This is a genomic window from Enterocloster clostridioformis (assembly GCF_020297485.1).
Taxonomy (GTDB): domain Bacteria; phylum Bacillota; class Clostridia; order Lachnospirales; family Lachnospiraceae; genus Enterocloster; species Enterocloster clostridioformis.
Map to the genome: position 1 here is coordinate 1853448 of NZ_JAIWZC010000001.1, position 19924 is coordinate 1873371.

Sequence of the window (19924 nt, forward strand, 5' to 3'; positions counted from 1 at the left end):
ATCTTAATGAAATCCTAATTGATTCATATCAAGAAAAAGATACAATGCAGTCAATGCATGTTTAGCAAGTTTCAAAGTTGTCCCAACATATCCATGAGTTTCTAAAAGTTCAATAAAAGGTACGATTGAATTATAGAAACTGTCCACCGACATGGCTACACTCGTTATATTCCGGAGCACTGTAAGACTTTCATCAGAGAAATCCGACAGTAATCCGATATGAGGAAATATCTGGCAGTCAAAAACAAGAACATAGCTCATAGGGCAAAGTCCCTTTTCACCATAAAACCTGATCATTCGCGCAGTATTATTCAGTATCACGGCTCTTGTATCATCAGAACAATACATTTTTGTCTTTGTCAGTTTTATAATCGAGTCATAGGTGACCTCCGTAATAGCATGAACCCCGATATCATCCAGAAAGAATAAGCCTGAAGAACAGTAAATACGGGTTAATTCTAATGTACGAGTTGTATAGCGTTTACTACAATCATCCAGATATATGTCAAGATCTTTTCTCCATAATAAAGGCAGCTTGTCATAGTTTGACTGATTAAGATAAAGTCTGCGGTCGGAAACAGTCCCTGTGGAGTCCATCTCCTCCAACTGGTAAACATACTGTATCCATATGGCACATCTCTGCCGTGGTAATTCAGTTTTGATCTCAGATATCCAACCTTCACGAATACAATCTGAATACTCCTCATTTCTCTGCTTTATAAAAAGCCTGAGGGACTCATAGCAATCTCTGTGTGACTTTCGGCTACTTGAACATATCTCCTTTTCTTTCAGCAGTATCATTACTTTGTTTACGGTTTCGTCGTAATTCATGAAATCACATCCTTCCGATTTTATTGTGATTTCATTATCGCATATGACTTTTTATCCTCATATTTTTCTGAAAAAATGCCTTAAAATCAATGCCTTCTCAAAAAGATGAGGATAAAAATATCGAGAGGATAAGCTGCAGACAATGTAGATTTTTTCAAGTCCGGAGATATCGCCTAACATGAGAGCTCCTGAAGCAGGCGGAATGTCCTGGTGAGCAGGACAGGATCTGCATGATTGCTGATGCGTACTGTGATGTCCTTTATAGCAACTTCAATCGTATGTGAATTGTCAAGGTACGAGTTTTGCATCTGTGATGCTGTATGCTGTTCCGGAATGTGCTCCGGAACAATGTCAATGGGAACCACGTCCTGTTTCGGGCGTGGGGCCTCAAGATGACCATAATTCGCTACTGGGATCTGATCCGCTGCCACTTTCCGGCACCGGCTAACCCAGTTGTAAAAGGTGCTTACCGCAATGTCGTTTTCACGGCACCAGTCAGCATCTGTCATGCCGCTCTGGCGGCATTCATTGATAAGCCTGATCTGTTCCGCCATCGGAACCCGGGCTTTGCGGGTACCTGCCAAAACCTATCCTCCATAATTGTAGTGAAATAGTCTAAATATCTATCGACTACAATTATAAGCGAAACTTGAGGAACAGGAAATCCGCAGGAATATTTGGCGCTTACTCTTTTACAAAAATATAATCAGCAGTTTATAAATATTTCTGCTGATTATAGTCAAGTTTTACCAAATTGTTCTCTAAAAATCCTCTACGGCACCTTAAGTCAGAAACCTTTTCAGCAATCTGGATACTTCCATGATGTCGATAGGCTTTGCTATATGAGCGTTCATACCGCACTCCAGGCAATGCTGTATGTCATCAGAAAAAGCATCTGCACTCATAGCTATAATTGGAATAGATAGTGCATCGGGATGATTTAGTCCCCGAATCATTTTTGTGGCTTCATAACCCGTCATATGGGGCATTCGTATGTCCATAAGGACAGCATCGTAATATCCCTCTGGTGATTTTTGGAATTTGTCCAGACATATCTGTCCATCTTCTGCCCAATCCAGTTCTACGCCCAAGTCAGACAATAATTCATTTGCAACCTCCCAGTTAAGCTCATTATCCTCGGCAATCAGGATACGGCGTCCGGATAAATCAATATTGGGGTTCAATGTCTGGCCGTTTTCTGTTTCAGTGCCCATATACTGACGCAGAGCATAATACAAAGTAGATTTAAAAAGTGGCTTGGAAATAAAACCACTAATACCCGCTTCACGGGCTTCCGCTTCAAATTCACTCCAATCATATGCGGAAATCAGCAGAATCGGTACTTCATCTCCTAGATTATGCCGGATTTCTTTTGCGACCTGAATCCCATCCATGCCAGGTAGTTTCCAATCTAACAGAATAATTTGATAATCCTCTCTCCTTTTGTGGTGTTCATTTACCAGTTCTATTGCCTTTTCTCCGCTTAATGTCCATTCCGCTTTTATTCCGATGGATTTTAGTGCGTCCATGGCTGTTCTGCATAATAATTCATCATCATCAACCACCAGCATATTCCAAGAGGGAAGAACCATATCCATATTCATTGCGGCCGCTTTTTCAAAATCAAACGTAAGAAGAAATTCGGTACCTTTATCAGGCTCACTTTGAATATCAATGGTTCCTTCCATTGCGTCCACAATGTACTTTGTAATCGCCATTCCCAAACCGGCTCCCTCGGTTTTATGTATCCTGGCTCCATCCGCACGGCTATAGGATTCATATATTCTTTTTAGAAAATCCGGCGACATACCAATTCCATTATCCTTGACCTTGATATAAATCCGGACATACCTTTCTCCTTTTGGAGAATTTTCTTCAAAGAGAGATAAATGGATTGAACCTCCCTCCGGTGTATACTTCGTTGCATTTGATAAGAGATTCAGCAAAACCTGATTTAAGCGTACACCATCACACCACACATTTTCTGTCAAGATATTTTTCACATGTATGTCAAAAGTTTGCTTTTTTGTCTTTACCTGTGGCTGCATAATGTTAACAATTCCTTCAACAACTTCTTTTAATGAAATTTGCTCTGTTGCCAAAGTTAATTTACCACTTTCAATTTTAGACATATCCAAAACATCATTAATCAGCCCTAATAGATGTTTGCTCGATAATGTAATCTTTCTAAGACAGTTCTCAACTTGTTTCCGGTCATCTATGTGGGCTGCGGCAATCGCAGTCATGCCTACAATCGCGTTCATAGGGGTACGGATATCATGGCTCATATTTGCTAAAAATTCACTTTTGGCTTTGTTCGCTTCAAGAGCTACCTGCCGGGCCTTCTCCAATTCATTCATCTGTGACCGGGTTATGGAGAAATACCGGAGGAAAATCACTGTTAGAATGATTAAAACAGAAGCACAAGACAACAATGTCATGAATATACGCTGGCTGCCCAGATTATTTATGGCATCGTCCAATATAGTATACGGCATCACCGATACTAAGTACCACTCAGAATAAGGTAATGAAATACCATAAATTTGCCGTTCTTCACCATTTACTTCCAATATTGCCGTATATTCCTCATGTTTTTTCAGAGCAGCACTAAATTTTTCAACCGGATTTTCAGCTGATGATTCATTCACTGCAGAATCAGACTGCTTTTGCAGCTGTTCAAAGAAATACCGCAGCTCCGTGTTGGAATTTTGTATTACAAAACTACCGTCCGGCCGGATAATATGATAATACATCAGCTGCCCTTCCTCCTTTAAGAAAAGGAAATCAGTGATATATTCCAGAGGAACGGCTGCTATCAGACCGGTACTCCGATCGCCATTGTGCATAGGATAAGCAGCATCAACGCCAAACAATACGACTTCATTTCCAGCAGTATCAATGCCTACAGCGACTCTCTGTTCCCCTTGTAATAATGCTTCTACAAATGGTTTGGGGTTAAGGGGCTGTATGGGTTGTCCATAAAGAGTTTGAAACTCCCCATCGGCAGAACACAGTGCTAAATAGTCAAATTCCCTGACCTGTGCCCTGTAAGTCAGTTCTTCATACAGCCTGTCTTTATCGTTCGTATCTGTCGGGACAACAGAAACAATGCCGCCGGCCTGATTAAAACGTAATTTAATGACAGATTCAAAGTGTCTGGACATCTGCTCATTCATTCCGGACATATAAATTTCTCCAATTTCGTAAACGGCCTTTTTACTCTTTCGACTCATGTATATCCCCAGCAGACTGAACATAATAATACTGAAGAGCAAAAGTCCAATGAAACTGCATATTAGAAAACGCGTTGTAGAATTCTTCTTTTTACTGTTTCCCATTGACGCTATTCCTCCTTGGAAATCTTAAGTTCTTCAATAGCATTAATAATTTCATGGTAGTCCTTTGATAATTGCGGCATCATATCGAGAGCCTTATTCCAATCATCTTCTTTTAACGCTATTGTTGCCAGACTGCTGCTTTCAAACAATCTGGTAAAAGAAAGATTCTGACAAATTCCTTTTAGCGTATGAACGGCTCTAAGAGCCTCGGCATAGTCTTTATTACCCATAGATGCTTCAAACAAGCTAAAGCTTTTATCGTCCAGGAATTTATATACAAATTTCTGAACGGTCTGTTCACGCCGCAGTCTGCCCAGTACCTCATCAAAATCGCCGCCAAATTTTATATAACAATCTTTTAGATTCACAATCACATTTCCTCCTGGTCTTTTTAAATGTTGTCTGTGTTGTCCTCATTCCTGTCAAAATAACATATGGTCACTTGGTTTTTCGCCTTTTTTGATTGATACATCATATTGTCTGCAGCTTTGAAGAGTTTCTTTATAGTTCCAATACCATAAGCTCCGCCTATGCTTATAGACATATGTAATACAGGACGGTCATCAATTATCAGACTATCAACGGAATGTCTAATCCTCTCCAGTTTTTTCTCGAATATATCCTGAGGTATATTAAAAAAGATAATTACAAATTCATCGCCGCCATAACGGATTACGGCATCTGTTTTTCGTACACAGGATAAAACAGTTTGTGCAATGCTTTGCAACACGATATCCCCTACATCGTGGCCATAATTATCATTGATATTCTTAAAATTATCTACATCTATTACGGCCATCGCTTGAATATCATCTGAACCTTGAAAATGCTCGTCATAATAACGGCGATTGTAGACACTAGTTAAGGAATCAATATATAATAATTGCAGGTGCCGCTGTTTGCAGGACAGGAAGGCGTATTTTTCATAGGAAAACAATCTGTCGTAGTCTATTTTATTTCTTATATCCTGAATATTTTTTGACTCCCGTTCAGGAGAAGTATCCATAAGCTCACTTTCAAGTGTATCAGCAATTTTCTGCAGACACAGTAAAAGAGTAGGATTAAATGCACCACATTGTCCTTCTAAAATCATTTTCAAAGCTTCTTTATGTGAATAGGCTTTCTTATAGCACCGCTCACTGGTCAAGGCATCGTATACATCGGCCAGCGCAACCACCTGGGCGGCTATGGGGATTTCATCTCCCTTTAATCCATCCGGATAACCACTGCCATCATACCTTTCGTGGTGCCATCGGCAAATCTCAGAAGCCACTTTGACAAGCGGAGCTTCCTGCTGTTCAATGGGCAGGTCTAACAGCATATTGGCGCCGACCATCGAGTGAGTTTTCATCACTTCAAACTCCTCTGCCGTAAGACGTCCAGGTTTGTTCAATATTTCATCTGAAATTGAGATTTTCCCAATATCATGCAGCGCAGAAGCAGTACTGATTAAAGAAATCTCTGCTTTGGACAAAGGATATTGATCTGTACACTGAACCAACTGCTTTAGCAAATATTTTGTAATAGTATTCACATGCAATACATGCAAGCCGCTCTCTCCATTACGGAATTCCACAATATGAGACAGGATTGAAATCATCAGCTTATTATTTTTTTCCTGCTCATGAAATTGTTCTGCAATAATCTTCTCAAGACGCTGCTGTCTTGCATATAAAAACATCGTATTAGAAATTCGGCGCTGGACAATGGTCGAATCAAAAGGACGGCTGATATAGTCAAAAGCTCCCAAGTCATAGGCTCGCTTTATATTCGCGGGGGAATCATCAGCAGAAATCATAATAACAGCGAAGGTGTCATTCCAGTGATATTTATTTATGTAAGCTAATACTTCAAATCCATCCATCTCAGGCATCATAATGTCAAGAAGCAGAAGGGAATAATCTGTTCTATGCCTTGAAAGAAGAGAAATTGCTTCTACACCATTTTCAGCCTCTGCCACATCATATTGCTCTTCCAGGATATCTACCAAAAGCGCGCGATTCATTTCTGAATCGTCTGCAATTAAGATTTTTTGTTTTTCCATGGTTCTTAAACTCTTTCCAAATAATTTTACTGTTTTATTATAAATGTTATATTAACATTCTGGCAACATCCATATTGGTAAGGTATACAAATAGGTTGATAACTTTTTATACTGACAGCATTGGTTTGACATGATATAATTCAGACAGAGAGGAGGCGGGTTGTGAAACTACAAGAAACAAAATTTACATTTTTATATAATGAAATTAAGCGGTGTATTTTGGAAGGCCAAATACCTCCTGGAAATCCCCTGCCATCTTCAAGGATGTATTGCGAGCAATTTCATGTAAGCAGATATACGATTAACCGTGTCTTTGACGCATTGAGGGCAGAAGGGCTGGTTGATATTCAGCCTCGTCTTGCACCAATTGTTGCTTCAAAAAAGATACTTGTAATTCATCAAATACTGTTTTCGAGATTTTAAAACAAAGAGAGGGCATTTTACAGCTATATCAGACCTTTGCCCTCATACTGCCTTCACTTATGGTTTTTGCCTTGCAGGAGTGTGATGTGGAGATAATGCCCCACTATAAACAGGCTATGAAAGCATTGCGTTTGGGAGATGCCTCAGGTGAATGGTCTTCTCCTTCTAAATTAGGATATGTTATACTGTCCGAAACCAATCACCTTCTTGAATGGGGACATCATTTTGCTTACTATCCATCCAAAAGGCATACTCTCTCTCATCTGAACAAAAAAGCCATTACCGCACTTCGGCAATTATGTGAGGGAAATGCAAGTTCCTTTGCGGATGGTATGGCTGATTGCTACCGTTATATTTTGATTTGTATGAAAAAAATTCCCATGAACTACTCATTAAAAACCTTCCCTCCTCGGCGCTAAAATATTTTGCTTTAGCGTTGCCGCCTCATTTCCTTGATTCTGCCACAATTCCAAGAGAGTTTTTCCAGGCTCATTTCCTCCCTCAACAGGTTTAGCCCGTCTCCCCGGTAAGGGTCTTCCTGCGTAAATCTCCCCACCACTGCAGGACTCCCCCAGTTTTTCTACCCTGGAGGATCTGGATTATATTGAGCTGAAGGAACTTGGCAGGTTCCGCCAGAAGACCGTCAAACAGCGTACCCGTTTAAAAATACAACTGACTTCCTATATGGATCAGGTCTTTCCGGAACTTCAATATTTTTTCAAATCCGGTCTGCATCAGAAAGCTGTCTATGCACTCTAAAAAGAGGCTCCTATGCCAAAAAGCATTGCTTCCCTGCACCTGACTCATCTCTCCAATCTCCTTGTGAAATCCTCCCATGGACGCTTCACGAAAGATCTTGTCACCTGCCTGCACTCTGTACTCATGACCATTCCCGGCATTGGAACCGTAAATGGCGGGATGATTCTGGGCGAAATCGGTGATATCCACCGGTTCTCAACGCCAGGAAAACTGCTTGCATTTGCCGGACTGGATCCAACCGTATATCAGTCTGGAAACTTTTAGGCCAAAAGAACCCGTATGTTCAAGCGAGGGTCACGTGTACTTCGGTATGCCCTCATGAATGCAACTCATAACGTTGTAAAGAACAATGCGACTTTCAAGGCGTATTATGATGTTACGCCACCCAGGCAGGGACATCGCCCGGCAAAGCCGGGCGATGTATATCACTCTTTTTCTAAACAATAGACCATAATAGGCGAATCATTACCTTTTTCGTATACATAAATTCTCTTGCATACTGGACATCTCCAAACATTATACTTAGGTAAAGGAATCATCCAAGGTTGTATACTTTCACCATCAAAAATATCTTCCCATTCCTTATCGGTATAAACCCTCAGTTCTACATCATTTGGAGCTTCATGATTATCTAATTTTGCCCCACAAGTACAAGTCATTCTTGCCATTATATCATCTCCTTATTATTCCTTCATTTGTCCAAATCTCAACTTTTCCCGGCAAAGTTCCACCATACTTTTCCGATGCTCGATTAATAACAGTATCGGTTTGTTCTAAAGTTATTCCAGTTTTTCTTCCGTCAATAAGACGAGAAAGTATTTTTATATTCGACAAATCAATCATTCTCTGTAAAATTTTAAAAGGCACTTGAAAATTTCAAGTGCCTTGTGTATAATCAAGTTAGAAAGAGTATCAGATACAAAATCTGATGCCCTCAGTATTAAGTGCAAAATAGCATCCTAAAACTTCAGGCGGTTTGGAGGATGCTATTTTTTGTTGTGTTTATTGTCTATGTATGACAATGCCGCAAATATCACAAGCAATAATGTCAATACTTCTATGACGCTCATAGGCATCACCCTCCTTCATTTACTAGAGGGTTCACAACTTTGCATCCCTTTTTCTCTCTTCCTTGCTGTTACACAAGACTATTTTAACATATTCAGTGTTCCTAAGTAAACCATTTTACGACAAAGTATTGCTTTTTCAGTCCTATTTTTACAAGCAGAAAAAGAACATGCCAATTTACGCCATACGGCCACGGCCATCGCTTTCAATGGGGCGAAAAAAGATAAAAATCGTTATTCATGGGTAGCTTGATGCCACCCAGCCCAGAGGACATCGCCCAGCAAAGCCGGGCGAAAATCAATACACCAAGCTAATGAAAGGTATTGACTAATTTTGCATACATATATTCACATGCTTCTTCCTCAGAATCAAATTGCCGTAACTGCGTCTTTTGCCCCTTCTCACTATAGTATACTTCCCATTGTTTTTCCTCTGCTATACAAAAACTCTCATTTGGCAAACCACCAAACAATGAATATGCATCATGAGGAATTCTCTTTTTTATAAGTTCTTTAGATAATTCTTCTCTGTTCATTTATTATCCTACTTTCTTTAATATTCCTTGTTCTAGTAATTCAGAAATGGACTCACTAAATTCATATTGAATTCCACCTCCTTCTTCTCCATACCATGGAGCAATCTTTCCCCCTTGTACTTCAACTGGTTTAGCCACCTCAAACACTGTATAAGGCTTGCTTTCTGTCCCGGGTGCCAATGCTCGCTGTGAATATGGAGTTCCTTCTGGGGAAACAAATGTTCCTCCGTCATAACCATATCGATCAATTCTAGTCCCCGGTTGTAAAGTTGTTGTTACAGGTTCTCCATCAAATCCTCTATTAGGCGGCCAAATAGGATTACCTTGTTCATCGAACCATTGAGCCCCACTACCCCCCTCACCGGAAAAGCAATATCCCAGGTAAGGAAGTACAGCACAGCGCCCGATGGACAGCATCGCCCGCTCTTTATCTACAATTCCCGATTCACCAACTGATGAAGTTTTTCCTGTATATTATCAGTTCCTTTTATACCTATCATTGGAACCGACATATTTTCCTGCAAAAGTTGATTAACTATTTTTTCTACAAAGAGTCCCATTCCATTGATTTCTGCATTATTGTCTGAGGTTGTTTCTACGCCACAATTGGGAGAACGGTTTGCCCCGATAATCCCGATGATTTCAAATCCATATTTTTTATATTCTATGATTTGTTGTACTACATAATCAGCCAGCCTCGATAGCTTCATATTCGTGCTATCATTTTTCATTGCTGAACGTATTCTTGTATTCTCTGCCACGACTGGGCTATCAGCACCATGAATATTGCCCCTATCCAGTCCCAAACAGCAAAACTCTGGACAGGGCATTTGGACAATACTAATATCAGCATTTAAGAAGAAATCAATAACATCTTTAAATGCTGCAGGATAAACTGCCGTTCCATCAGAAATGGCATTTTGATTTAAAAGGCAATGTGCAATAAAAATAACCTTTTTGCTTCTTCCATCGTTGAACATAATATTCCTCCGCACCTTCTAATTAATCAACCTTACAAACTGGGCTGTTCTTTCACGTTCGATGCAACCCACTCAGCCGGCTATTCACCAGCTTTTAAAATATTCTTGAAACACCTTGCGAATTTCCTTATTGTTATCCTCGTTACCACGAGAAATGATTTCCTGTGTTTTCCCACGGCATGCATGGAAACCTTATCCTCTTTGGGAACAAAATCCTCCACAAACTCCGATCGCACCGTTCCATCGCCCCATTTGCGGTCAAGAAATGTGTCAAAATCCGCATTGTATTTTTTAAATAAATCCAGAATTTGGAACAAGTGCTTTTGGGAAACCGCAAACAGCTCCGCATTGCTCGAATAGCCGTCTTGGGCATATCGTCTGATGTTCTCTCGGGCATGATTGAAAAGCGTACTGAGCGGCGGAAATCCAAATCGCGGTTCGCCATTCAGAAGCGGCTTATAAATAGTCAGTTTATCGGAATTTGCACAGAACAAAAAACTGTCAGAATCGTGGCAAATAATCCTCTGGGAGCCTCCCAATACCGTGGCCGAAAATGCCTCCGACACATAACCGGCCTGCATACCCGCGTTTACTTTTCTACTGAAATAAATGGCGGAAAGATATCGGGACTATTGAAGCGCTGCATTGTTTTTGTATCCACGTCAAAACATTTTCCATCATATTCATAGTGTAGTTTTCCATCTTTACTATAAAAACGATGTTCTGCCTGAAATGCTACAGGTTTGAAGCTCTCACCTTGTATGGGCTGATCGCGATACAATGCTTGATTTTCATAGAATTTTAACACATCATCTTCAATGCGTATATCATAGATACCACTTATAATAGCTTCTGCCGCTACCTGTTTCCCAGAAGCAGATATGAACCGAAAACAGCCTGTAACAGCATTGGTGCTTTTACGTTGTGCCAGTTCAAAGCGAAATAATGAAACAGCGCTAAAATCCTTTCGCAATTTTTCCCGTTGTCCACTCGGTCCCATAAGCCATATTTTTTCGTTAGATACAATGAACATATCCAGCTGGAATCCGCTTTGGGAATATTTAAGATTAGAAAAGGATATCTGGTCAGAATATACGCCCTGCAACGCACCATCCTCCAGTTTGTAAATTAGTTCCTTTGTATACAGCGTTTTTCCATTTACGTTCGCCTCAAGAAAGTTAATTATATCTTTCATCCTGCATCTCCTCATTCTACCAATTAAAATAATACTTATCCTTTTAATTTTGCATTATTTGACTATATTAAAGGTGCCATCTAAAATAGAATACTATATCGATTCATTGTATAACGTGATTATGCTGTTTTATAATGGACCGGGAAAATGCTGCCGGCACTTACATACTGGAATTGAACAAAATCGCTGTGCGATGGCCTGCCAAGGCTGTGGCATAGCGATTTTCTGTTTCCTATAACAAAAAGCGGTGGAAAGCAAGTCCTAAAAGTAGTTTTGTTAAGTCACCACAACAAAACAATCAAACAGGATCGACCTTTCCACTGCCTATGAAAAGAATACCACCCTTCCGCTTGGTTGGCAAGCGGTTTTATGACCCAAATGCACCTCCGTGTAAAGCAGTGTTTTGATTATTACTGATTTTACATGGAGGATTTTATTATGTACGAAAAATATTTAGAACAGTTTCTTACTTTCTGAAATATCAAGGTAAAAATCCGGAAGAACTTACCTGCCAGGATGTCAGGAATTTTCTGTTTGCGAAAAAAGAGGAAGGGCTGAAAGCCACAACTCTGAATCTTTATAATTCTGCCATCCGCTTTTTCTATCGGAATGTCCTGAATATCCCTTGGGATGATATCACGGTTCCACGTATGATTCTGGAACACAAGCTTCCAACGGTACTGACTGCCCCTGAAATCGACCGTCTGTTAGAAGCTGTCGATGATATCAAATATAAAGCGATGTTTGCAGCGATGTATTCTTCCGGAATGCGTGTTTCTGAAGTCATTCATCTTCATATCAGTAATAAGTCCCTGATGGGAATCCAAAGTCCGTTTGACTGGAAAGCAGGTGCTGATTATGAATAAACCGACCGTACAGGATATCTTCCAGCGTTTACTTGATGCCCCTTACTTCCACATGGTATTTACAGTGCCGGACATTTTAAACCCAATCATTTACAGTAATCAGAAACGATTATATGACACTCTGTATCGTGCTGCTTCTGCCACAATCAGTGAATTGGCGGTTGATCCAAAGCATCTTGGAGCCACTGTTGGATATATCTGTATCTTACATACATGGGGTTCTGAAATGAACTTTCATCCTCATATCCATACAATACTCCTCGGTGGTGGTCTGACATCCAAAAATAAATGGAAAGACAACGGTACTGAGTTTTTTCTTCCCATACGAGCTGTTTCCAAGGTATTCCGTGGAAAATATATGGAAGAACTGAAAAATCTCTGGAATGCGAATCAGCTTAAGTTTCATGGAACTGCTGAAAAATACCGTAACCATTATGCGTTCAAAGAACTGCTTGATTCCTGTTATTGTGCAGAATGGATTCCTTATTGTAAGAAAACTTTTAACGGTGCACAGTCTGTGATTGATTACCTTGGAAAATATACCCATCGGATTGCCATCAGCAATCACCGCATTATCTGCATGGATGATGAAACCGTCACTTTTTCTATAAAAGATTACCGGAACAAAGGACAATGGAAAGAGCTGATTCTTTCCGGTGTCGAATTCATACGACGGTTTCTGATGCATGTGCCACCAAAACGCTTTGTCAGGATTCGGCATTACGGACTTCTTTGTTCCCGCATCAAACGCAAAAAGCTTATTTTATGTAGGAATCTTCTTGGCTGCCAAAAGTATCTCTCAAAACTTCAGGATAAGGAGATGCCTGAAATACTAAAACAGCTTTATGGGATAAATGTCTGTGTATGTAAAGCCTTTGGAGGTCATCTTGGAAAACCACAGCTTCGAATACCACAAAGATGTTAAACGTTTATTCTTTCATACTTTTTTTGAAGCCTCAAAGTTTAAGGTTTTGTTGTCGTACCTATTTATCTGGAAACACTTGATTTCTGTAGCTTCTGCGCAGGAAATCCTGTATAACCATGGGTAAGAGCAAAAGATTGAAAGTCCATAGGTAGTATCTACCCGGACGCTCACTTTGTTCAATTAGGTCAAATCGAAAATGGTGTAAACGAAGGGGCAGTTCACTGGAATGCAAAAGCTGCTTTTTCGTTTCCCCCATCATCGATTCTAACCTAAAGAATTTGTTAATTGCTTTCATTTGCGGCGATACCGCATAAAAATCTTCTCATTAAAGCCTTTTTGCTTACCGTGTTTTTCTGGAATACGCTTAAATTCATCAAACCCAATATTCGTATAACACTTGATGGCATTATTATTTATATCAGTAACATCAAGCACAAAATCTTGATAATTTGTAAGCAGCATACTTTCTTGAAGCATAGTTGTAGCAATGCCTTGTTTACGGTATTTTTTTCGCACTGTTACAAATTCTATGTATCCTGTTGTGATAGGATACTCAAGCTGCCCTTCAAATTCTTCTTTCAAAACAAAAGCACCGAACATTCCTTTCAAAAACCCAAAATGTCTTTTTAGAGATGCTTTTTCTACTCTCGCCGCTCTGCCGGTACAATCAGAAATTGCCAACACTTCTGCAATACATAAGGCTACGTTATTACGGTCTGTTTCTTTTGCTTTCCTTATATGCACCATTTTTATATGTTCTCCTCACCTTATGAAATCCCAATTTTTCCTTATTTGCAATCTCCCGACAAATGGGAAATTTCTCATCCTCTGTGACTGGAACTCGTATCTATACGAACTGCATCATCCAGCGCACGGGCAGGGAAAAATATTCCGGGTCAGTAAATTTCTTTGCTTCCTCACGGAAAAACCCGTCTCCCTTCGCAAACAATTCGCCCATCGCCTGATACGGTTTTGTGACATGCTTCTGCTTTTCATCATCCAGCATCCGGATTCCGAAATTGTCTCCTTTGACCAAACAGCCGCCATAACGAACCCCCAGATATTCCGGCAGCTTCGCCAGAAATTCCTCGCCGCAACGAAGCTGGCATCCTTCAGCAAAACCACTCAGCAAAAGAAAAGAAAGTCTTGTATGTTCATCCTTTTTCGGCAGGGTTTCCAGAAATTCCAAAAGAAGACCAGGTACACATTCCACATATAACGGAAGCGCAATCAGAATTTCCCTATTCTTTCTGTATGCCTCCTGAATTGTTTCCCATGATTGGCGATTGGATTTTCTTTAAACCCTTTTGTAAAGGAAGCAATAATTTTCTCCGTGTTGCTATACTTTTGCACTCGAGGACTTCCATTGATGATTACAACATACATAAAACCGCCTCCTTTCTGTGTTCTGCAGGAAAAGCTCCCAGAGAATTACTTTCGAGATTAAGTGCTGTGCGCTTGCACCACTGTTCCAGATAAGCCTGATCGCCATCTCCGGTATAGATAATTCCAATATCCGGCTGATGGTCATAGCGCATTACATGACGCATCTGCCCGTCCTTGATTTTCAGATACATGGTGACAAGGGACATCACCCTGTCTGCAATGTTTTTGGTCCGATAGGAGATAAACCCAAAGTGCGTATCTGAGATCAACCAGACCTGACTGGCTTTACTCATCTTTTTTTTAATCGGTGCATAATCGTCCTTGATGGCGCATATCCCTGGCGTTTTCAGCCAACAGTAATTACAACCGACGCAGTGATAAATATTCATCCCAGTGGTGTCAATCAACTCCATTTCGGCTGAATTCCCACCACTACGAAGCAATCCTTCTGCAATTTGCTTTCCTACTTGCTCTTTCGTCGTATCTATCATCAAAACCATTTTATATTCCTCCATCTCCTCCATAAAGCCCGATTGCGATTCTGTATCTGACCGTATATGTAACCTTATCTTATTTCCACAGACAGGGCAATACTTTAAATATTCAGCCCAGCCACCCAGGCAGAAAGCTCAGATTTGCTTGTATTACTACTGAAAACCTTTCCCTCAATCAGTTTTGCACCCTTGCAGCTCGGTAAAATTCTCTCATAAATTTCACCCATACCGCTGCCACCGGAAGTCGCAAAGAGAATAACTATTTTTCCAGAAAAATCATAACTCTCAAGGAATGTATTAACAATCGTCGGTGCAAAATACCACCATATAGGAAAGCCCACAAAGACTGTTTTGTAGGCATCCATATTATCCCTTTTATATTTAATCGCCGGACGAGAATACGGGTCTTTCATCTCAACACTGCTGCGGGAGTAATCATTTTTTCCAGTTAAGATCTTCTTTGGTATAAGGAATCTCTGGCTCAATACCGAAAATGTCTGCCCCAATTGATTCCGCCAAATTCCCTGCAACCTTTGCTGTAATTCCGCTTGCGGAGAAATATGCTACTAATGTTCTTCTCATATGTGTTACCTCACTGTCTATATCATATATTTAAACTGTTTTCGTCAAGCAGAAAATTGCGAAGGCCAATGGTAGTAATACCTTCTTCATTCCTTCTGACTTTGATGTTATCTGCCACGATAATGATTTTTTTGAACGAATCCGAAATATTGACTAAGGAGCGCTGTTCCTGGGCAATCTTTTCCTCATTATTCATATCAAAAGCAGACTGGATGTAATACTTTTCACTGCCCTTAGTTGCTACAAAATCAACTTCCAACTGCTTTTTTTGTCTCTTTCCATCCTTGCCGGTGCTATAATGCTCCACAAGACCGACATCTACCTTATATCCCCGGATCCGCAGCTCATTATAGATGATATTCTCCATAATATGCGTGATTTCAACCTGCCTGAAGTTTAAACGTGCATTACGAAGTCCGATATCCTCAAAATAATATTTGGCAGGAGATCCTATATAGCGTTTCCCTTTGATATCAAACCTCTCCGCTTTACTGATCATAAAGGCATCTATCAAATAATCAATGTAATTTTTCAGGGTTTTATCGCTGATTGCCTTGCCTTTTACACTTTTGAAGGTCTTTGCCAATTTACTGGGGTTCGTCAGACTGCCGATTGCCGATGCCAGAATATCCACCAGCTCGTCCAATTCATCCTTATTTCTAACTTTATTCCTCTCAACAATGTCGGAAAGATACACTTTCTGGAATAGCGAAGTGAGATATTCAATTTTATCTTCCACCGTCTCCATGGAAAGAATCAGCGGCAGGCCGCCGTAGTTAAAATACTCATCCCATGCTTCATCCAGGGAACCATCATAAACTGAAACGAACTCCCGAAAGCTGAGGGTGTAAATCCGGATCTCATCGCCCCTCCCCCTGAATTCGGTAATTAAATCGGAGGAAAGGAATTTGGAATTGCTGCCGGTAACATAAATATCTGCATTCCTGATATGAAGGAAACTGTTGAGGACGTCTTCAAATTCATCCAAAAGCTGAACCTCATCAAGAATAATGTAGTAAGTCTCCTTATCGACAATTCGTTCCTTTACGAATTTAAGCATATTGTCCGGATTACGCAGTTCCTTGTTGCTGCGGTCATCCAGAGCCACCTCTATGATGTGCTCCTCATCTACACCTTCTTCCAGCAAGTGATTGTGGAATAGGTTAAACAGCAGATACGATTTTCCGCACCTTCGGACACCGGTAACAATCTTAATTAAGCCGTTATTCTTCTTGCGAATCAATTTGTTCAAATATGAATCACGTTTAATTTCCATAGCAATCCTCCATTACGAGAGCAAGTGCGTTTGCACCTTTTTTCGTAATATATTATATCCAGTTTTAGTAAGTGTGTCAATAGGAGCGGATAATCTCCATTACGAATAAACAGGGAAATGCACCTTTTTTCGTAATAGCATTTCCCTGATTCAATCAATTATTCTGTTTTCCTCTAAATCGGTTACTCTTCCGGCCTTAATATGCACTTGCTGTGCCCTGCCTGATTGGCGACTTCGTGAATGGAATATCCGTTCTCCAGAGCATTGGAACAAAAATAATGCCGCAGCGTCTTCGGTGTAATAACATCCGAGTATCGGTTAAATATCTGATTGATACGGGAAGGATTCAGCTTCTCACTCTGGCGGCTGACGAACAGATATGGGCTTTCCGAATCACGCACCTTTAGGTACTCCCGAATCGCGTAAACAATTTTGTCATTGATATAGACCAGGCGGTGCTTGTCTCCCTTACCGACAATCCGGATCTCCTTTGCTGTCAGATCAACCTTATCCAGCTTCAGATTGACGCATTCACTCCGTCGCATACCGGAATAGGCATAAAGTGTGACCAGGCAAAAGTCCCGTTTACTGCCACTCTCCAGAAGACGTTGGCGGAATGCCTCTACATCTTTTTTCTCCACAGTGCAGGGACTGGCATACTGTATCTGGATTTTCATAAAATCGCTGTCCAGCACAGCAGCTTCCGTCTGCCGCCCACTCATAATCAGATACTCATTTAGGCTCTTCAGGGAAGAAAGGTGGTTATTTACGGTACGCGGATGATAACCCCGAATATTTCGCATATAGGAAATGTAATCCAAAATATTGGCACGGTATAAAAGCTGTGGCTCTTCTCCAAAACTGTCCCGGCACCAATGCAGATACATCGTTACATCATGACTGTACGTCCGGATTGTGTTTTCAGACTTTCCCAAGCTTTGCAGATGAGCAGTAAATTCTTCGATCATTTGATTCGCCTCCTCATTGTTATTACACAATCCATCAAGGCAATCTACAACCGATTTGATTATATTTAACTCATTTAGGCAGGATATCTTTATAATTGTGTTTAACTGAGAGCAGGCTTTGCCATTAATTCGTCCTGCGAGTTCAATATAATTTGTATTATATTGAGGTCATTCTGTATTTAAAAACAAAAAACTGTTTGGCTGATAATCCCTGCTCGCCTAACACATAATATATAAGTCGAGTTTTTCAAGCCAAAGACTCTTAAAAGCTCCATATTGTTTCATTCATTTTTGACAAGTTTCATTGTATATGGTATAATGTCTTTTCGATGAAACAAGTTCGCAGAGTCTTGAAAGGGGGAAAAATATGTTTGATTTTTTAAAAACGATATTTGGGGACAATATTAAAGTTTCAGAATTTGATTGTCCGGCCAAAACGCCTTTTTATATTCGTGACGGATATAAGATTCAAAGCCTGTCCTGGAATAAAAGCCAGTGTGTACTGCTGTCTCCTATTGATTCTTCCTGGAGACTTCCAACATTAAAAAAGCAGTTAATTAAATTTCAGGAGATATGCGAATTTCCCTGTGCGCTGTGTCTTGAAAACATAACATCCAAGCAGCGGCGTAACCTGATTGAAAGCAATATACCATTTATTTCACCATCCCAACAGGTTTATCTCCCATTCTGGGGCTGTTCCTTTTGGGAAAAATTTAAAGCGGAAACAACTGTTCCTGACAAAATGGCGCCCGGAACCCAGCTCGTGTTCCTGTATCTGTATTATTTGCAGACTACTGATACCGTCAATTTGACGCAAATATCCAGAGATCTTCTGCTCTCCAAAGCTACCTGCACCAGAGCAATTAATGATCTTACCGTATCCGGCCTTATTACTCACAGGACCGAGGGAACAAACAAATGGATTTCTCCATCCTTTAAAAAACCCGAATTTTTAAAGAAAGGTTATCCCCGCTTAAAATCACCGGTAGAACGACTTATATATGTCAGAACCCCCTTCCATGATTCAGCATTGCCCAAAAGCGGTATCCTTGCTTTGGCGGATATTTCAATGGTTGGGGCAAACGAACAGGATGGGGCAACTGCCATCTCAAAAAAAGCCGGCACACAAATCCCGCCTGCAGAAATTATCTCTGAGCAGGATTTCCGGGATTTTGGAGGGCACATTCTTGAAGTATGGCGCTATGATCCGATTTTGTTGGCACATAACGGTCGGGTTGATGATATCTCATTGCTGTTAAGTTTGGAAGATAATCCAAATGAACGGATTCAAATGGGTCTGGACGATATAAGAGAAAAACACGAACTTCCAATCAAGCATGAGGAATAATAAGGAGAAATACACATGGTAAACGGAATAGATATTTTCAGAGAACATTTCGACAATTATAAAGACCAGTATACGGTTATTGGGGGATTTGCCTGCGATCTGCTTATGTCAGATGCCGGACTTGACTTTCGTCAGACCGTTGATATCGACATGGTAATTATCGTGGAGGCACTGACAACAGAATTTGCAAAAGCATTTTGGGATTTCATCGAAGCCGGAGGCTATCATACCAGACAGAGAAGCACAGGACAACCTGAATTCTATCGCTTCATTGACCCGGCCAATCCCTCTTACCCTAAGATGATAGAGCTTTTTTCCAGACCGCAGAATCATGTGGAGCTTCAGGCTGATACCCATCTCATACCCCTGCATATTGATGATGAGGTATCCAGTCTGTCCGCAATTCTTCTTAATGACGACTACTATCATTTTCTTTTAGATGGCCGAACCGTCACGGATGGGATATCCATCTTAGATGCCGAGCACATCATTCCCTTGAAAATGAAAGCTTGGCTCGATCTCAAGAGCAAAAAGGCGCAGGGATTCCATGTGAATTCCCGTGACATTCGGAAACATCGTCTGGATGTATTTCGCCTTTTTCCGTTAATTCGGGAAGACCTGAGGATTTCAGTACCATCCTCCGTTGGGGAGGACATCCAAAACTTTATTGCACAGATACGTGAAACTGATATTAGACTAACAGATATCGGTATTTCCCGTTCCAAAGATTCGATTCTCGATATCTACAATAATATGTACATAGTGGACTGATATTCAACAGTATTTTCAGGTATCAAGAAGCTGGAGGAGGAACCGTTCGCAGCAAGAAGATTCTGGACTCTTGAATAACAGATGATTGTTAAGATAAAGGTGGTGGGCAAATGCCGAGATATTTTAAGAAAG

Annotated in this window: 21 protein-coding genes and 5 pseudogenes; 8 read left to right on the forward strand and 18 right to left on the reverse strand. The window is 40.5% G+C overall.

All coding sequences use genetic code 11. The features are described 5' to 3' along the window. Positions 1-3: 3 nt before the first annotated feature. From LA360_RS09300 to LA360_RS09320, 5 genes are all read right to left on the reverse strand, one after another. On the reverse strand, positions 4-831 hold the full coding sequence (locus LA360_RS09300) for a hypothetical protein (protein ID WP_112482985.1): 828 nt from the start codon (positions 829-831) through the stop codon (positions 4-6). A 173-nt stretch (positions 832-1004) separates the two neighbouring features. After that, positions 1005-1415 (reverse strand): IS66 family insertion sequence element accessory protein TnpA, encoded by a 411-nt coding sequence (gene tnpA, locus LA360_RS09305; protein ID WP_022200813.1) that lies wholly within the window; start codon positions 1413-1415, stop codon positions 1005-1007. Between the two features lie 198 nt (positions 1416-1613). Beyond that, positions 1614-4172 (reverse strand): hybrid sensor histidine kinase/response regulator, encoded by a 2559-nt coding sequence (locus tag LA360_RS09310; RefSeq protein WP_057573153.1) that lies wholly within the window; start codon positions 4170-4172, stop codon positions 1614-1616. A gap of 5 nt (positions 4173-4177) precedes the next feature. Beyond that, positions 4178-4540, reverse strand: a complete 363-nt coding sequence (locus tag LA360_RS09315) for an Hpt domain-containing protein (RefSeq protein WP_022200811.1) — start codon at positions 4538-4540, stop codon at positions 4178-4180. Positions 4541-4563: 23 nt separating this feature from the next. Beyond that, positions 4564-6216: a diguanylate cyclase gene (locus LA360_RS09320; protein ID WP_022200810.1), complete on the reverse strand. Its 1653-nt coding sequence runs from the start codon at positions 6214-6216 to the stop codon at positions 4564-4566. Positions 6217-6378: 162 nt separating this feature from the next. Here LA360_RS09320 and LA360_RS31125 point away from each other — a divergent pair. The 3 genes and pseudogenes from LA360_RS31125 to LA360_RS30350 form a co-directional block, all read left to right on the forward strand. Further along, positions 6379-6827, forward strand: a pseudogene (locus LA360_RS31125) (winged helix-turn-helix domain-containing protein); the annotation flags it as partial. Positions 6828-7224: 397 nt separating this feature from the next. After that, a complete protein-coding gene (locus LA360_RS31130) occupies positions 7225-7398 on the forward strand; it encodes an IS110 family transposase (protein WP_225537745.1) in 174 nt (57 codons plus the stop codon). Between the two features lie 123 nt (positions 7399-7521). Next, positions 7522-7845: pseudogene (locus LA360_RS30350) on the forward strand (IS110 family transposase). On the opposite strand, the gene LA360_RS09340 reads toward LA360_RS30350, so the two are convergent. The 6 genes from LA360_RS09340 to LA360_RS09365 all read right to left on the reverse strand — a co-directional run bounded on the left by LA360_RS09340 (position 7824) and on the right by LA360_RS09365 (position 11176). Further along, positions 7824-8066 (reverse strand): hypothetical protein, encoded by a 243-nt coding sequence (locus LA360_RS09340; protein ID WP_022200806.1) that lies wholly within the window; start codon positions 8064-8066, stop codon positions 7824-7826. The pseudogene LA360_RS30350 and the gene LA360_RS09340 overlap by 22 nt on opposite strands. Before the next feature lie 4 nt (positions 8067-8070). After that, positions 8071-8241, reverse strand: coding sequence for a hypothetical protein (locus LA360_RS09345; RefSeq protein WP_160116369.1), 171 nt, complete (start codon positions 8239-8241; stop codon positions 8071-8073). A gap of 535 nt (positions 8242-8776) precedes the next feature. Further along, positions 8777-9001, reverse strand: a complete 225-nt coding sequence (locus LA360_RS09350; RefSeq protein ID WP_057571988.1) for a hypothetical protein — start codon at positions 8999-9001, stop codon at positions 8777-8779. 3 nt (positions 9002-9004) lie between these two features. Next, positions 9005-9418, reverse strand: a complete 414-nt coding sequence (locus LA360_RS09355; RefSeq protein ID WP_081031189.1) for a TNT domain-containing protein — start codon at positions 9416-9418, stop codon at positions 9005-9007. Between the two features lie 14 nt (positions 9419-9432). Next, positions 9433-9981, reverse strand: a complete 549-nt coding sequence (locus tag LA360_RS09360) for a CD3072 family TudS-related putative desulfidase (RefSeq protein WP_089776170.1) — start codon at positions 9979-9981, stop codon at positions 9433-9435. A 589-nt stretch (positions 9982-10570) separates the two neighbouring features. After that, positions 10571-11176, reverse strand: coding sequence for a hypothetical protein (locus LA360_RS09365; RefSeq protein ID WP_057573155.1), 606 nt, complete (start codon positions 11174-11176; stop codon positions 10571-10573). 473 nt (positions 11177-11649) lie between these two features. Here LA360_RS09365 and LA360_RS31135 point away from each other — a divergent pair. The 3 genes and pseudogenes from LA360_RS31135 to LA360_RS09380 all read left to right on the forward strand — a co-directional run. After that, positions 11650-11751 (forward strand): annotated as a pseudogene (locus LA360_RS31135) (tyrosine-type recombinase/integrase); the annotation flags it as partial. A 75-nt stretch (positions 11752-11826) separates the two neighbouring features. Then, the gene (locus tag LA360_RS30360) at positions 11827-12042 is read left to right on the forward strand and encodes a tyrosine-type recombinase/integrase (protein ID WP_225537480.1); all 216 of its coding nucleotides are present in this window, start codon (positions 11827-11829) and stop codon (positions 12040-12042) included. A 28-nt stretch (positions 12043-12070) separates the two neighbouring features. Continuing rightward, positions 12071-12967, forward strand: a pseudogene (locus LA360_RS09380) (IS91 family transposase); the annotation flags it as partial. Positions 12968-13258: 291 nt separating this feature from the next. Here the strand turns inward: LA360_RS09380 and LA360_RS09385 are convergent. The 7 genes and pseudogenes from LA360_RS09385 to LA360_RS09415 all read right to left on the reverse strand — a co-directional run bounded on the left by LA360_RS09385 (position 13259) and on the right by LA360_RS09415 (position 17673). Beyond that, positions 13259-13714 (reverse strand): GNAT family N-acetyltransferase, encoded by a 456-nt coding sequence (locus LA360_RS09385; RefSeq protein WP_057573158.1) that lies wholly within the window; start codon positions 13712-13714, stop codon positions 13259-13261. 100 nt (positions 13715-13814) lie between these two features. After that, positions 13815-14180: a hypothetical protein gene (locus LA360_RS09390; RefSeq protein WP_057573159.1), complete on the reverse strand. Its 366-nt coding sequence runs from the start codon at positions 14178-14180 to the stop codon at positions 13815-13817. 17 nt (positions 14181-14197) lie between these two features. After that, complete coding sequence (locus LA360_RS09395) at positions 14198-14353, reverse strand: hypothetical protein (RefSeq protein ID WP_155521230.1); 156 nt, start codon at positions 14351-14353, stop codon at positions 14198-14200. Next, positions 14341-14877, reverse strand: a complete 537-nt coding sequence (locus tag LA360_RS09400) for a flavodoxin family protein (RefSeq protein ID WP_146774978.1) — start codon at positions 14875-14877, stop codon at positions 14341-14343. The genes LA360_RS09395 and LA360_RS09400 overlap by 13 nt, the downstream gene beginning before the upstream one ends. Before the next feature lie 71 nt (positions 14878-14948). Beyond that, positions 14949-15429: pseudogene (locus LA360_RS31140) on the reverse strand (flavodoxin). Between the two features lie 22 nt (positions 15430-15451). Beyond that, positions 15452-16705, reverse strand: a complete 1254-nt coding sequence (locus LA360_RS09410; RefSeq protein ID WP_057573072.1) for an ATP-binding protein — start codon at positions 16703-16705, stop codon at positions 15452-15454. A gap of 182 nt (positions 16706-16887) precedes the next feature. Further along, positions 16888-17673, reverse strand: a complete 786-nt coding sequence (locus tag LA360_RS09415; RefSeq protein WP_057573071.1) for a tyrosine-type recombinase/integrase — start codon at positions 17671-17673, stop codon at positions 16888-16890. Positions 17674-18040: 367 nt separating this feature from the next. On the opposite strand from LA360_RS09415, the gene LA360_RS09420 reads away from it, so the two are divergent. Together LA360_RS09420 and LA360_RS09425 are read left to right on the forward strand one after the other, a co-directional pair. Next, positions 18041-19021, forward strand: a complete 981-nt coding sequence (locus tag LA360_RS09420) for a MarR family transcriptional regulator (protein WP_057573070.1) — start codon at positions 18041-18043, stop codon at positions 19019-19021. A 15-nt stretch (positions 19022-19036) separates the two neighbouring features. Further along, a complete protein-coding gene (locus tag LA360_RS09425) occupies positions 19037-19792 on the forward strand; it encodes a hypothetical protein (RefSeq protein ID WP_057573069.1) in 756 nt (251 codons plus the stop codon). Positions 19793-19924 lie beyond the last annotated feature (132 nt).